This is a genomic window from Rhodococcus sp. B10, assembly GCF_011770055.1.
GTDB lineage: Bacteria > Actinomycetota > Actinomycetes > Mycobacteriales > Mycobacteriaceae > Rhodococcoides > Rhodococcoides kyotonensis_B.
Window position 1 is genome coordinate 49,078 of sequence record NZ_JAAFYV010000038.1, and the last position, 13,712, is coordinate 62,789.

At 65.8% G+C, this 13,712-nt stretch carries 13 protein-coding genes; 7 read left to right on the forward strand and 6 right to left on the reverse strand.

Features of this window, described 5'->3' with window-relative positions; all coding sequences use genetic code 11:
* The first annotated feature begins 155 nt into the window (after positions 1-155).
* From rplU to RhoFasB10_RS21620, 5 genes are all read left to right on the forward strand, one after another.
* On the forward strand, positions 156-467 hold the full coding sequence (gene rplU, locus RhoFasB10_RS21600; RefSeq protein WP_068423745.1) for a 50S ribosomal protein L21: 312 nt from the start codon (positions 156-158) through the stop codon (positions 465-467).
* Between the two features lie 73 nt (positions 468-540).
* Complete coding sequence (rpmA, locus tag RhoFasB10_RS21605; RefSeq protein ID WP_068423743.1) at positions 541-804, forward strand: 50S ribosomal protein L27; 264 nt, start codon at positions 541-543, stop codon at positions 802-804.
* 166 nt (positions 805-970) lie between these two features.
* Entirely contained in the window at positions 971-2,419 is a 1,449-nt protein-coding gene (gene obgE, locus RhoFasB10_RS21610) for a GTPase ObgE (protein WP_068423849.1), read from the forward strand.
* A gap of 30 nt (positions 2,420-2,449) precedes the next feature.
* Positions 2,450-3,556, forward strand: coding sequence for a glutamate 5-kinase (proB, locus tag RhoFasB10_RS21615; RefSeq protein WP_346764457.1), 1,107 nt, complete (start codon positions 2,450-2,452; stop codon positions 3,554-3,556).
* A 95-nt stretch (positions 3,557-3,651) separates the two neighbouring features.
* On the forward strand, positions 3,652-5,376 hold the full coding sequence (locus tag RhoFasB10_RS21620) for an MFS transporter (RefSeq protein ID WP_167678490.1): 1,725 nt from the start codon (positions 3,652-3,654) through the stop codon (positions 5,374-5,376).
* 6 nt (positions 5,377-5,382) lie between these two features.
* Here the strand turns inward: RhoFasB10_RS21620 and RhoFasB10_RS21625 are convergent, their stop codons facing one another.
* From RhoFasB10_RS21625 to RhoFasB10_RS21640, 4 genes are all read right to left on the reverse strand, one after another.
* Complete coding sequence (locus RhoFasB10_RS21625) at positions 5,383-6,243, reverse strand: Sir2 family NAD-dependent protein deacetylase (RefSeq protein ID WP_346764455.1); 861 nt, start codon at positions 6,241-6,243, stop codon at positions 5,383-5,385.
* A gap of 126 nt (positions 6,244-6,369) precedes the next feature.
* The gene (locus RhoFasB10_RS21630; protein ID WP_068423739.1) at positions 6,370-6,768 is read right to left on the reverse strand and encodes an ectoine synthase; all 399 of its coding nucleotides are present in this window, start codon (positions 6,766-6,768) and stop codon (positions 6,370-6,372) included.
* 46 nt (positions 6,769-6,814) lie between these two features.
* Positions 6,815-8,674: a diaminobutyrate--2-oxoglutarate transaminase gene (gene ectB, locus RhoFasB10_RS21635; RefSeq protein WP_346764456.1), complete on the reverse strand. Its 1,860-nt coding sequence runs from the start codon at positions 8,672-8,674 to the stop codon at positions 6,815-6,817.
* A 199-nt stretch (positions 8,675-8,873) separates the two neighbouring features.
* Positions 8,874-10,979, reverse strand: coding sequence for a RecQ family ATP-dependent DNA helicase (locus RhoFasB10_RS21640; RefSeq protein ID WP_167678492.1), 2,106 nt, complete (start codon positions 10,977-10,979; stop codon positions 8,874-8,876).
* A 74-nt stretch (positions 10,980-11,053) separates the two neighbouring features.
* Here RhoFasB10_RS21640 and RhoFasB10_RS26505 point away from each other — a divergent pair, with 74 nt between their 5' ends.
* Complete coding sequence (locus RhoFasB10_RS26505; protein WP_167678494.1) at positions 11,054-11,575, forward strand: CrcB family protein; 522 nt, start codon at positions 11,054-11,056, stop codon at positions 11,573-11,575.
* Positions 11,572-11,934, forward strand: a complete 363-nt coding sequence (gene crcB, locus RhoFasB10_RS21650; RefSeq protein WP_068423735.1) for a fluoride efflux transporter CrcB — start codon at positions 11,572-11,574, stop codon at positions 11,932-11,934. Before RhoFasB10_RS26505 ends, crcB begins: the two co-directional genes overlap by 4 nt.
* A 1-nt stretch (position 11,935) precedes the next feature.
* On the opposite strand, the gene RhoFasB10_RS21655 is transcribed toward crcB, so the two are convergent.
* Both RhoFasB10_RS21655 and RhoFasB10_RS21660 read right to left on the reverse strand, forming a co-directional pair.
* Positions 11,936-12,826: a LysR family transcriptional regulator gene (locus RhoFasB10_RS21655; RefSeq protein WP_068423734.1), complete on the reverse strand. Its 891-nt coding sequence runs from the start codon at positions 12,824-12,826 to the stop codon at positions 11,936-11,938.
* Complete coding sequence (locus RhoFasB10_RS21660) at positions 12,823-13,683, reverse strand: ribokinase (protein ID WP_068423732.1); 861 nt, start codon at positions 13,681-13,683, stop codon at positions 12,823-12,825. The genes RhoFasB10_RS21655 and RhoFasB10_RS21660 overlap by 4 nt, the downstream gene beginning before the upstream one ends.
* Between the last annotated feature and the right edge of the window lie 29 nt (positions 13,684-13,712).

Consider the following 13,712-nt stretch of genomic DNA (forward strand, 5'->3'; position numbering starts at 1 on the left):
GACACTGTTCTGCTGTGCCTTGATCCCGGTTCTTTCGGAACGGGAATGGCCTGTGCGGGTAACCCAGGAAGCAGAAAAAACAAGCAAGACCCAGACCAGTCGTGTTGCCCTGCGGTAGCGCGAGCAAGTTCGAAGAAGCAAGGGGTAGCCCTCCGATGGCAACGTATGCGATCGTCAAGACCGGCGGAAAGCAGTACAAGGTCGCTGTTGGTGACCTCGTCAAGGTCGAGAAGATCGAGGGAGCGCCCGGCACTGCTGTCTCGCTTGCTCCGGTCCTCGTCGTCGACGGATCCGACCTGACCACCGACGCCGACAAGCTGGCCGAGATCTCGGTCACCGGTGAGGTCGTCGAGCACACCAAGGGCCCGAAGATCCGCATCCACAAGTTCAAGAACAAGACCGGTTACCACAAGCGTCAGGGACACAGGCAGAAGCTGACCGTCCTCAAGGTCACCGGCATCAAGTAGCCAGTTCTTCCGCGCTGGCATACTTGACAGTCGGCGTTCTTCACGAGCACATCACCCGAGGAGGGTATGCAACATGGCACATAAGAAGGGTGCATCCAGCTCCCGTAACGGTCGCGATTCGAATGCTCAGCGCCTCGGCGTCAAGCGTTTCGGCGGCCAGACGGTCAGCGCAGGCGAGATCCTGGTTCGTCAGCGCGGCACACACTTCCACCCCGGCGTCAACGTCGGCCGTGGCGGCGACGACACGCTGTTCGCTCTGGCTGCAGGCTCGGTCGAGTTCGGCGCCAAGCGTGGACGCAAGACCGTGAACATCGTTCCGGTTGCAGTCGAGGCCTGAGTCTCCGCTGCATCATCTGCGTCGGTAGCGCCCCTCGGGGCCGATCCGACGCGCCCAGCACTTCGATAAGGGCGGACCAGGGTCGAAAGAACCCGGTCCGCCCTTATCGTGTTTGTGGGCATCGAAAATTTCGGCCGACGAGGCCGGGGAAGGATCGAGGGCAGTCATGTCGCGATTCATCGACCGCGTGGTGCTCCACGTCACCGCCGGCAAAGGCGGCAACGGCTGTGCGTCCGTCCACCGTGAGAAGTTCAAGCCGCTCGGCGGCCCCGACGGCGGCAACGGCGGACGCGGCGGCAACGTCGTGTTCGTGGTCGATCGCGGTGTGCACACGCTGCTCGACTTCCATTTCCATTCGCATGCCAAAGCCACCAACGGAACCCAGGGCATGGGTGCCAACCGGCAGGGTTCCGACGGCGAAGACCTGATTCTGAAGGTGCCGGACGGCACCGTCGTCCTCGATCGCGACGGCAAGATCCTCGCCGACATGGTCGGTGAAGGAACGCGTTTCGACGCGGCCAGCGGCGGTCGCGGAGGTCTCGGCAACGCGGCTCTGGCGTCGAAGGCCCGCAAAGCACCTGGCTTCGCGCTCCTCGGTGAAGAGGGTGTCGAACGCGATCTCGTTCTCGAACTGAAGTCGGTCGCCGACGTCGGCCTCGTCGGATTCCCGTCGGCCGGTAAGTCGTCGCTCGTGTCGGTGCTGTCGGCGGCGAAGCCGAAGATCGCGGACTACCCGTTCACGACGCTCGTTCCGAACTTGGGCGTGGTCTCCAGTGGTGAGACGACCTTCACCGTCGCCGACGTTCCCGGTCTGATTCCCGGCGCCAGCGACGGTCGCGGCCTGGGTCTCGAATTTCTGCGGCACCTCGAACGGTGTGCCGTGCTCGCCCACGTCGTCGATTGCGCAACCCTCGATCCCGGCCGCGACCCGATCTCCGACGTCGACGCCCTCGAAGCCGAACTCGCGGCGTACAAGCCTGCGCTGTCCGGCGACGCGAGTCTGGGTGATCTCGCGGACAGGCCGCGCATCGTCGTGCTCAACAAGGCCGACGTACCCGAGGCTGCCGAACTCGCCGAGATGGTCACGCCCGAGTTCGAAGCCCGCGGTTGGCCCGTGTTCACCATCTCGGCCGTCAGCCGAGAAGGCTTGAAGCCGTTGATCTTCGCGCTCGCGAAGATGGTGGAGGAGTACCGCGTCGCGCACCCGCCTGCTGCACCGAGGCGCGCCGTCATCCGGCCTGTCGCGCGCGACGAAGAAGGCTTCCAGGTGGTCAAGGATCCCGACGTGCCCGGTGGCTTCATCGTGCTCGGCACGCGTCCCGAGCGATGGGTCGCACAGACGCAGTTCAGCAACGACGAAGCCGTCGGCTACCTCGCGGACCGGCTCGCTCGACTCGGTGTCGAGGACACGCTCATCAAGATGGGTGCCGAACCGGGAGCGTCGGTCACCATCGCCGACGTCAGCTTCGACTGGGAACCGCAGACCCCGGCAGGCGTCGACGTCACGAGAACCGGACGAGGCACGGATGCGCGTCTGGACCAGGTCGAACGTATCGGCGCCGACGAGCGCAAGCACGCACGTCGAGTCCGTCGCGGTCTCGACACCGACGAGTGAGGGCCTGTGACGGCTGAATCCGATTCCGAAGTGCTCACCTCGACCACGAGGGCACGCGTCGCGGACGCCAAGAGAATCGTCGTCAAGATCGGTTCGTCGGCACTGACGTCGCTCGTCGGTGGGTTGGACACGGGTCGACTGGATCGCCTCGCCGACGCCGTCGAAGCGCGCATGCGGGGCGGCACGGATGTCGTCGTCGTGTCGTCCGGTGCTATCGGTGCGGGCATCGCGCCGCTCGGATTGACCAAGCGCCCACAGGATCTCGCGACGAAGCAGGCAGCGGCGAGCGTCGGACAGCTTGCTCTCGCGCATGCGTGGGGCACGTCGTTCGCCCGATACGGACGCACCGTCGGACAGGTGCTGCTGACCGCCGAGGACATCGCGCGGCGGACCAATCACCGTAACGCGCAACGCACGCTGGATCGACTGCGTTCGCTCGGTGCGGTGGCGATCGTCAACGAGAACGACACGGTCGCGACGGCCGAGATTCGCTTCGGTGACAACGACCGGCTCGCTGCGCTGGTTGCGCATCTCGTGGGATCCGACGCTCTCGTTCTGCTGTCCGACGTTTCGGGTCTGTACGACGGCGACCCACGCAAAGGGCACGCGACGCTCATCCCCGAGGTGGAAAGCCCCGAAGACCTCGACGGCGTCGTCGCCGGATCCGGCGGTGCACTGGGGACCGGCGGAATGGCGTCGAAACTGTCCGCAGCGCGCCTCGCCGCCGACGCAGGCGTTCCGGTGTTGCTCGCGGCAGCGTCGGACGCCGAGGCAGCGCTGACCGATGCCAGTGTCGGAACGGCATTCGCGGCACGCCCGACGCGTCTGTCGGCGCGCCGGTTCTGGGTGCGACATGCCGCCGACGTCTCCGGTGACATCCATCTGGATGCCGGGGCGGTGCGCGCCGTCGTCGAGAAGCGTCGGTCGTTGCTGTCGGCGGGCATCACCGGCCTGTCGGGTCAGTTCTACGGTGGCGACGTCGTGTCGCTGCGTGGTCCCGACGGTCAACTCGTCGCCCGCGGGGTCGTGGCATTCGACGCGTCGGAGTTGACCGGGATGCTCGGCAAGTCGACGAGCGAGCTGTCGCCGGAGCTGCATCGTCCCGTCGTACATGCCGACGATCTGGTTCCTGCCTGAACCGGACAAAGCGGTCCGATCGGGGTCGCACGTGTTGCTTGCCGGCAATTTTCGCAGTTCGATGAACACACGCATCGACGGCGGGAGCGGACGGCATGGCTCGTACGGAAACGGATCGAGACGCATCGAGAGATTCCACGCGGGACGACGCCGTGTTCCGACGGCGGTGGCTGATTCTCGCCGTGATGGTCATCTGTCTGCTGGTGGTCATCCTCGACAACACGATCCTGAACGTCGCGCTGAAGACGATTCAAGCCGATCTCGACGCCTCACAGAGTGCGATGCAGTGGGCCGTCGACAGCTATGCCGTCGTGTTCGCGGGCCTGCTGATCCTGTGGGGTGTCACGGGTGATCGCATCGGACGCAAGCGCACGTTGATCGTCGGCATGGTGGCGTTCGGGGTGACGTCGGCCCTGTGTTCGACGGCGGATACGTCGACCGAACTGATCGTGTACCGGGCGCTGATGGGCATCGGTGCTGCCGCCGTCCAGCCGCAGACGCTGTCGATCATTCAGAACGTGTTCGAACCCGACGAGAGGCCGAAAGCGATCGGAATCTGGGCGGCCGCGTCGGGAATCGCAATTGCGTTGGGGCCCATCACCGGTGGAGCATTGCTCGAATTCTTCTGGTGGGGTTCGGTGTTCCTGATCAACGTCCCGATCGTGATCGTCGGTGTCGCACTGATCTTCGTGCTCGTACCGGAGTCGAAGGATCCACACCCCGGCAGGATCGATCCGTTCGGAGTCGTGCTGTCGATCGTCGCGCTCGTCGTGCTGGTGTTCGGCATCATCGAGGGCGGCAACACGAACGACTGGGTGCAGTGGCGTTCGCTCGGCGCGATCGTGCTGGGTGTCGCGTTGCTGGCGTTGTTCGTCGTGCTGGAGAAACGGAGTTCGCATCCGACCATCGACGTCACTCTGTTCCGCAACCGGCAGTTCTCGGCGGGCACGATATCGATTGCGCTGGTGTTCTTTTCGCTGATGGGTGCGACGTTCTACCTCGCCTACTACCTGCAGGCCATTCGCGGTTACACCCCGCTTGCGGCCGGCGTCGCGTTGATCGCGGTCGCGCTGGGTGTCATGATCTCGGCAAGCCAGGCAGCTCGGTTGTCCGACCGGTTCGGTGCCCGCTACGTGGCCGGGTGCGGACTGGTGCTGTTCTCGCTCGCGATGCTGTCCTACGCGCTGGTGGGGGAGACGACACCGCAGTGGATCGTCGAGGCACAGATGTTCGTTCTCGGTACGGGCATGGGTCTGACGATGACACCCGCCACGAACGCGATCATGGGTGCGGTGCCCCGTGAGAAAGCGGGCGCAGGGGCGGCCGTCAACAACACCGTCCGGCAGGTGGCCGGTGCGCTGGGCGTGGCGATACTCGGGTCGTTGCTGGCCGTCGCGTTTCGCGGCGACCTCGGAGCCGACGCTCCCGCGGTCCTCGCCACGAATCTCGATCGACCTGCGGCCGTGGTGTCGCAATTGCCGTCCGACGCGCAGGTGTCGCCGCTCGTGACGTCCGACGCCAGTGAATCCATCGGCGGCGCACTGGAATTCGCGGGTAGGGCAGCGTCGGCTCTGCAGATCCGTGGTTCTCTGCCCCAGGCGGCCCAGGTGCCGGAGAACGTCCGAGCAGAGCAGAAGCAGACGGCGGAAGTCGAGATCACCTCGTTCGTCGCGGAGTCCAAGTCGGCATTCGTCCACGGCATGCACGTGGCCTCGATCGCGGCCGCAGCAAGCGCGTTCCTCGGAGCCGTCGCCGCGTTCACGCTGTTGCCGGGGCGCATCGAGATCGACGACGACGAACCGGCGCCGCCCGTCGTCTGATGGCTGCTACGGCGACGGGAGCGCGTCGAGGAGCGCGGTAACTGTCTCCGAGGTTCCCGCATGTGAGGTGACGGTCGCGAACTCGTCGCCTCGTGTCGGCCCTCGGTTGACGATCACGATGGGAATTCCGGCCTTGGCGGCACGACGGACGAACCTGAGTCCCGACATGACCGTCAACGACGATCCGAGGACGAGGACCGCGTCGCTGCGATCGACCAGGTCGAAGGCCTCGGTCACCCTCGGCTTGGGCACGCTCTCGCCGAAGTAGACGATGTCGGGCTTGAGGACCCCGCCGCAGTACGCGCAGTCGACCATGCGGAAATGGGCCGTGCTGGTGAGGACGGCATCCGCGTCCGGGGCTATCTCGACGCCTGCCGCAGGCGCCACGCTCTCCAAAAATCCGGGGTTGAGGTCGTCGAGTCGCTGCGCGAGTGTGAATCGTGAGATGAGCCGTCCGCAGCTCAGGCACCGGACACGTGCGTAGACACCGTGGAGGTCGATGACGTGTCGGCTTCCCGCCTTGGTGTGCAGCATGTCGACGTTCTGCGTGATGACCCCCGACACCACGCCGCGACGCTCCAGCGCGGCGAGACTGCGGTGTCCGAGGTTCGGGCGTGCTGCGTCCATGTGACGCCAACCGACGTGGTTACGTGCCCAGTAGTGTCGGCGGAACTCGTCGTCGCCGATGAACTGCTGATACGTCATCGGATTCCGTGGAGGTGAGTCCGGTCCTCGGTAGTCGGGGATTCCCGAGTCGGTCGACATACCGGCGCCGGTGACGACGGCGATGGACTTGCCGGACAGTACATCGACGATCGCGTCGAAGTCCGTCCCGGCGACGAGGCTGTGAGTTCCAGGGGTCGACACCCCATCCAGGGTAGCGCCCGGCAGCCGCGCACCCGGTCGAGGCGCCGATACGCCGACGCCCCGTGCGACCGGCTCACGCGGTCGGACGGGGCGTCGGCGATGCCTCGGGCGAAGAATACCGCTGTCTTATGCAGGCACCTCGACGAGCGGGTACACACCGTTCTCGTCGTGCGTCTCGTTGCCGACGACGGGCGGGTTGAACACGCACATCATCCGCATCTGGGTCCGCGGCTCCACCGTGTGGCGCTCGTGGCCGTTGAGCAGGTACATCGAACCCGGGCCCAGCTCGTACGTCTCACCGGTTTCACGGTCGGTCAGAGTGCCCTCACCTTCGATGAGCCAGACGGCCTCGACATGGTTGGCGTAGTGAAAGTTGTTCACCGTCCCGGCTTTGATGGTGGTCTCGTGGAACGAGAATCCCACCTTGTCGCCGCCGAGGATGATGCGCTTGCTGACCCACTGGCCGTCTTCACTCTTGATTTCGCGATCGGTGCCGGTGATGTCCTGGGTAGTACGAACGATCATGGATGATCTCCCTTCGGTCGAGTGAGTGCGTTACGCGGAAAGTGGCTCAGGAGCACACTTTTGCGGTCGCGCTTTCGATGATGTCGAGTCCGCGATCCAGCTCTTCGAGGGTCGTGGTCAGCGGCGGAAGCAGCTTGACGACCTCGTCGGACGGACCTGCGGTCTCGACGAGAAGTCCCTCGTCGTAGCAGAGCTGGGCGACCTTGGTGGCCTGCTCCGGCTCCTCGAATGCGAGTGCCTGCACCATTCCGCGGCCACGAGTGGACACGCAGCTGAACTTCGCGCACAGCTTGATGAAGCGATCCTGGATGTGAGCGCCCTTGGCGAGAATTTCCTTCTCGAACGTGTCGTCGGACCAGTACGTCTCGATGGCGACCTTCGACGTGACGAACGAAGGATTGAATCCTCGGAACGTTCCGTTGTGCTCACCCGGCGCCCACACGTCGAGCTCCGGCTTGAACAGCGTGAGCGCCATCGGCATTCCGTATCCACCGACCGACTTCGACAGCGTGACGATGTCAGGAACGATGCCTGCTTCCTCGAACGAGAAGAACTGACCGGTGCGGCCACAACCCATCTGCACGTCGTCGACGATCAGCAGGATGTCGCGACGCGAGCACAGTTCGGCCAAGGCGCGCAACCACTCCGGACGGGCAACGTTGATGCCGCCCTCGCCCTGGATGGTCTCGACGATGACTGCGGCCGGGCGGTTGATTCCACTGCCCGAGTCGTCGAGCACGCGCTCGAACCACTGGAAGTCCTCGGTGACGCCGCCGAAGTAGTTGTCGTACGGCATAGGAGTCGTGTGCACCAGCGGAATTCCGGCGCCGGCTCGCTTCATCGAGTTGCCGGTGACCGACAGCGCGCCGAGTGTCATGCCATGGAAAGCGTTGGTGAAGTTGATGATTGCTTCGCGTCCGGTGACCTTGCGGGCGAGCTTGAGGGCTGCCTCGACCGTGTTGGCGCCTGTGGGACCGGGGAATTGCACCTTGTAGTCGAGGCCGCGCGGATCGAGGATGTTCTTCTTGAACGACTCGAGGAACTCACGCTTCGCGACGGTGGACATGTCGAGACCGTGGGTGATGCCGTCGCTCTGGATGTAGTCGACGAGTGCACCCTTGAGAATGTCGTTGTTGTGACCGTAGTTCAAAGCGCCTGCGCCGCCGAAGAAGTCGAGGTACTCACGGCCGTTCTCGTCCACGAGAGTCGAGTTCTTCGCAGTCTTGAACACAGCAGGCCACTGACGGCTGTAGCTCCGAACTCCGGACTCGACGGTCTCGAAGACGTCGGGCTTCTCGGTGATGGTCGACTCGGTCATGTTCTGCTTGTTCCTTTCGTGTGTGCGCACGGTGGCGGGGCCTACGGTGTAGAGCTCCTCGGCCTCGTGGCTATCAGGGAAATCGTTCGGCGCGAACAGGTCTGACTTGGTGATGTCCGTGCCCCGTGTTCGAGCGAGGGCGGTGAACAACGCGATCGACGCCTCGTTGTCGGGGCTGATCGTCGTTTCGAGATGAGTGATGCCCTGCGGCGCAAGACGATCGAGAAGTTCGTTCAGCATGCGGCCGGCAAGTCCCTTGCCCCGCTGATCCGCATCGACTGCCACCTGCCACACGAAAAACGTTGTGGGGGAGTCCTGTCGGATGTAACCGGTGACGAACCCTACGGCGCGACCATCGACGTCGGAAACGACGGATGTCGCAGCGAAATCTCTGCACCACAATACGTATGCGTAGCTCGAATTGAGGTCGAGTACGCGCGAATCTCTCGCGATTTCCCAGAGCCGGACTCCGTCGGAAACCTGTGGACTACGAAACGTCACTGCGTCCGGCGCAGTGATTGGGGTCGCTCTCAGCTGTGCGGGCTTCATAGGAAATACCAACGTAACAAGATGACCATGGCATTTCATGTACCCCCGGAAATTGGTTCGATAAACCTTGTCGCTTTCCCAGGTAAGAGGGTGAATGTGAGGCTGGTCACGTTCGTGGGATTCGAGGTAACGCCCGAGCGAGACAGCGACGATGGTTCGAGTCGAAAAACGTCGATGCACAGGGTGGGCTTAGCGTTCCTGCAGTCGACCGAGAGTTGCCTCGGAGGCGGAGGCCGGGCTACTTGGGAGTCGCGAGAGCGAACGGTAGGACAGCGTCTGCTCCGGCCTGGCGGAGCGCGACCGACGCGCACGTGAAGGTCCAGCCGCTGTCGGTCAGCAGGTCCACCAGCAGAACCGGGCCATCGGTGCTGGTCAGGTCCGGTACGTCCCACGAATCGATCAGCCCGGCGACGCGGAATGCCGAATTGGCGGCCGACACGGGTGGGTGGTCCGGCCGAGGGGCGAGGATGCCCAGGTCGTCGAGCCTGCCGATACGTGCGAGCTCGCTCGACACGGATCGAATGAGCTGCGGGTGTGTGTCGGACTCGAGGGCGATGACGGAGGTGGGCCTGGTCTCCCAGTCCCAGTTCGCGAGGACACTGATACAGCCGTCGAGCAATACCGCAGGCGCAGGACCGTCGGGGCCGTCGAGCAGCTGACGCAGCCTGGCGCCCCAGCCCAGGTCGGTGAGCCTACCCAGGATGCGGCCGGGTCGCGGGCCGTCGGTGATCTTGCCGGACAGTGACACGCCGAGCTTCTTCATTCCGCTCGGCCACTGCTTCCGTGGCGGTAGATCCACGCCCGGTCGGTCCAGGCGGGCCCTGGTCGATTCGAGTGCGGCTGCGTCGACCTGCACCGAGTAAGACTGCCCTGTGCAATTGTCACAGCGGCCGCAGGGGTCGGCACCCTCCGCGAGTTCCGGGTCGTCGAGCTGTCGTCGTAGGAATTCCATGCGGCACCCGTCGGTGCGCTGGTAGTCGATCATCGCCTGCTGCTCGGAGTCCCTTGCCTGCTCCAGCCGTTCGTAGCGCGACGCGTCGTACACCCACGGCTGTCCGGTGGCGATCCAGCCGCCCCGTACGCGCTGGACGGCGCCGTCGACGTCGAGCACCTTCAGTACCATCTCGAGACGGCTCCGGTTCAGGTCGACGAGCGGCTCGAGCGCCGGAGTCGACTGCGGCTTCACCTCGTCGAGCACCTCGATCACCTGCCGCACGACGTGCTCCCGGGGGAACGCGACCGACGCGAAGTAACTCCAGATCTGCCGGTCCTCGTGCCCGGGGAGCAGGATGACCTCGGCGCGCTCGGTGGCACGCCCGGCACGGCCCACCTGCTGGTAGTAGGAGATGGGCGACGACGGAGCGCCCATGTGGACCACGAAGCCCAGATCCGGTTTGTCGAAGCCCATGCCGAGCGCAGATGTCGCGATCAACGCTTTGACCTCGTTGTTCAGCAGGTCTGCCTCGAGCGATTCGCGTTCGGTCGGATCGGTCTGGCCCGTGTACGCAGCGACCGCCAGACCTTGGTCGGACAGCAGGCTCGCGAGATCGTGGGCGGCGGACACGGTCAGCGTGTACACGATGCCGGACCCGGGGAGTTCGGCCAAACGGGATGCGAGCCACGCGGCGCGTTCGGTGGTGTTCTCGATCTGCACCACCGACAGGTGCAGCGATTCACGCTCGAGCCCACCGCGCAGAACGACGGTGTCACTGCCGCCGACGCCGAGCTGTGCCGCGACGTCGGCGACGACGCGGTCGTTGGCCGTCGCTGTGGTGGCGAGCACCGGAATGCCGTCGCGCAATTCGGAGATGAGGGTACGAATGCGTCGATAGTCGGGACGGAAGTCGTGACCCCAGTCGGACACACAGTGCGCCTCGTCGACGACGACGAGACCTGCGTCCGCGGCGAGCGACGGCAACACCTGGTCCCGGAAGTCCGGATTGTTGAGCCGCTCGGGGCTGACGAGCAGGACGTCGAGACGGCCGGCCGCGACGTCTGCGTGCACGTCCTCCCACTCGGTCATGTTGCCCGAGTTGATGGTGGCCGCGCGCACCCCTGCACGTTCAGCCGAGGCGACCTGGTTGCGCATCAACGCCAGCAGAGGAGACACGATGACTGTCGGGCCGAGGCCCTGCTCGCGCAGCAGCTTGGCGGCGATGAAGTAGACCGCCGACTTTCCCCACCCGGTGCGCTGCACCACCAGAGCGCGCCGTCGGCCCACGACCAACGCCTCGATGGCGGTCCACTGATCCTCGCGCAGCCGGGCGCCGGGCCCGGCCAACTCGCCGAGGAGACGTTCGGCGTCGTCGCGAAGATCGGTCGTGGGTGCTTCCGATGTGGTCATGGCCCCATGGTGCCGCACGCGTCCGACAGAGTCCGGTGCGGAGCCGGGGCTAGGCTCCTGCCGGAGGAGGTGGCATGTCGACACAGGGAGACGACCCGGCGGAGTCCGCGCACGGTGACCCACACGACGAGTTGCCGACGGATCCGGACGCGCGTCGCATCACCGCGACGGCGGCCTCGCTCCGACCTCTGCACCGGCAACCGCTGGCGTTGCTGTCGGTGTTCGCCGGCGGTGTGGTCGGCACCCTGGCTCGTCACGCGATCGAGACGGCGATTCCGCACCGAACGCCGGACTGGCCTGTCGCGACGTTCGCGATCAACGTCGTCGGGGCGTTCGTGCTCGGCTCGTTGCTGGAGGCGTTGGCCCGGCGGGGGCCTGACACCGGTGTGCGGCAACGACTTCGGTTGCTCGCCGGCACGGGATTCTGTGGTGCCTTCACCACGTACAGCACACTCGCGCTCGAAGCCGTGATCTCGGCGCGCGACGGTCACGCGGTGACGGCAGTGCTGTACGGCGTCGTCAGCGTCGTGCTCGGTGCTCTCGCGGCGTGGGCGGGCATTGCGGTGGCGTCGCGTCGGAACAGGGGAACACAGTGATCGTCCTCGCTCTCGCGATCGCCGGGGCGCTCGGTGCCGTCTCCCGATTCACGCTCGACTCCGTCGTCAGGACGAAGCTGCACGGCGCTTTTCCGTGGGCGACGGTGGCCATCAACATCTCCGGATCGCTGCTGCTCGGATTCGTCGCCGGACTGGTCCTGTTCGACGGCGCATCGAGCGATCTGCAGACCGTCGTCGGCACCGGCTTCTGTGGCGGTTACACGACCTTCAGTACTGCCAGTGTCGAGACCGTGCGGCTGATGCAGCAGGGCAGACGTCTGTCGGCGCTGGCGAACGCGGTCGCGACGCTGGTCCTGTCGGTCGGCGCCTGTGCGGTCGGAGTGGCGATCGCAGCGTGACTCAGCTGCCTGCCGCGATGTCGAGAAAATCCCGTCGGGGCCCACGCAGTGGTTCCTGTCGGTTCCAGATCGCGCGGAGCTGACGCGGCATGCTGAGGCCGTCGACGACGACGCGGATCAGCCGACCGTCCCGAATTTCGGTGTCGACCGCGAGTGACGACAGAACGCCGGGCGCGTGCGCCGTTGCCACCGCCGACTTGATCGCGGTCACCGAATTCAGCTCGAGCAGCGGCTGCGCCGACGGGTGCACGGTGTTCTCGTACGTCGTGCGCGTTCCGGAACCAGGCTCGCGCTGAACCAACGGTGTCGCGGCCAATTCGTCGACGGTGACCGATCCGCGACGCGCCCACGGATGGCCGGCCCCGGTGACGACGACCAGTTCGTCGGCCGCCACCACGCGCACGCCGAGCCCGGACGGAACATCGGGGCCCTCGACGAATCCCAGATCCGCCCGCCCGTCGAGGACGTGCTGCGCCACCTCGGTCGAGTTCATCAGCCGCACCTGGGTGGTGACGTCGGGGTAGCGCGAGCGCATCATGACGACCCATCCCGGCACCAGATGCTCGGCGACCGTCATGCTCGCCGCCACTGTCAGGTGTGCCCGGTCTTCCTGCAGCAGGGACTGAACGCCCGTCGCGAACGTGTCGGCCGCGGTCAGGACGCTCTCGGCCCACTCCAACACGGCAACGCCTTCGGGAGTGAGTTCCACTCCGCTCGTCGTGCGATGGAAGACGCGCAACCCGATATCGCGTTCGGCTGCACGGATTCTCGCACTGACCGCCTGCTGACTCATGCCGTGTTCGCGCCCTGCGGCGCTCATGCTGCCCAGCCGAGCGACCGACACCATCACGTCGAGCGCCGTGAGATCCGGGACGCGTGGGGAGAGTGTCATGCGAGTACGGACTCGATCTGGGCCCGTGTGCCCGACGACGCTCCCGCGCCGCGTCGGGTCGCCGCGAATGCGCCTGCTGCACAAGCCCATCGGACCGCGGCCTCCGGACCCTTCGGCCATTCGGCCACCAGCGCACCGGTGAACGCGTCGCCTGCGCCGGTGGTGTCGATCGCGTCGACGACGGGTGCGGGGACGGCGAATTCGCCTGCAGGCCCGGAGTAACGCGCGCCGGATGCGCCGAGGGTCGTCACGACATGCGTGACGCGTCCCAGCAGGTCGGAGCCGAGCGCCGCGGCCTCGGCCTCGTTGACGACCAACACGTCGACCGCATCGAGAAGCTCGTCCGGCGCGGCGTGCACGGGAGAGGGATTCAGTACGACGAGAGTTCCGTTCCGTCGCGCGTGTTGTGCTGCCGCCGTGACCGTGGACAGCGGAATCTCGAACTGGCACAACAGAACATCGGATTCGGCAATGACGTCGAGTTCCTCGCCGGTCAGATCGGTGACGAGCGCGTTGGCTCCGGGAACGACGACGATCGAGTTCTCGCCCTTCGTGTCGACCGTGATGACGGCGATGCCGCTCGGCCCGTCGGTGCGGCGCAGCAGGGACGCGTCGACGGATGCATCGCGCAGCCGCGCGGCGAGGTCGGTCGCGAACGCGTCGTCGCCGACCGCTCCGAGGAATGTGGTCTCGGAGCCGGAGCGGGCCGCAGCGATCGCTTGATTCGCGCCCTTGCCGCCCTGCGCGGTCGCGAACGCGTCGCTGAGAACCGTCTCGCCCGGCGCGGGGAGGTGGTCGGTAACCGCGGTCAGGTCCATGTTGATGCTGCCCAGAACGGTCACTCGCGTCGCGTGCATGGGATGACACTATGCGGCCGGGGTGGGGG

Bases quoted from the DNA above. Each gene is read 5' to 3' on its own strand.
- RhoFasB10_RS26505 (WP_167678494.1), top strand. From the start codon at position 11,054: ATGTCGACACAGGGAGACGACCCGGCGGAGTCCGCGCACGGTGACCCA.
- rplU (WP_068423745.1), top strand. From the start codon at position 156: ATGGCAACGTATGCGATCGTCAAGACCGGCGGAAAGCAGTACAAGGTC.
- ectB (WP_346764456.1), bottom strand. From the start codon at position 8,674: ATGAAATGCCATGGTCATCTTGTTACGTTGGTATTTCCTATGAAGCCC.
- RhoFasB10_RS21630 (WP_068423739.1), bottom strand. From the start codon at position 6,768: ATGATCGTTCGTACTACCCAGGACATCACCGGCACCGATCGCGAAATC.
- RhoFasB10_RS21620 (WP_167678490.1), top strand. From the start codon at position 3,652: ATGGCTCGTACGGAAACGGATCGAGACGCATCGAGAGATTCCACGCGG.
- RhoFasB10_RS21655 (WP_068423734.1), bottom strand. From the start codon at position 12,826: ATGACACTCTCCCCACGCGTCCCGGATCTCACGGCGCTCGACGTGATG.
- obgE (WP_068423849.1), top strand. From the start codon at position 971: ATGTCGCGATTCATCGACCGCGTGGTGCTCCACGTCACCGCCGGCAAA.
- RhoFasB10_RS21660 (WP_068423732.1), bottom strand. From the start codon at position 13,683: ATGCACGCGACGCGAGTGACCGTTCTGGGCAGCATCAACATGGACCTG.
- rpmA (WP_068423743.1), top strand. From the start codon at position 541: ATGGCACATAAGAAGGGTGCATCCAGCTCCCGTAACGGTCGCGATTCG.
- RhoFasB10_RS21640 (WP_167678492.1), bottom strand. From the start codon at position 10,979: ATGACCACATCGGAAGCACCCACGACCGATCTTCGCGACGACGCCGAA.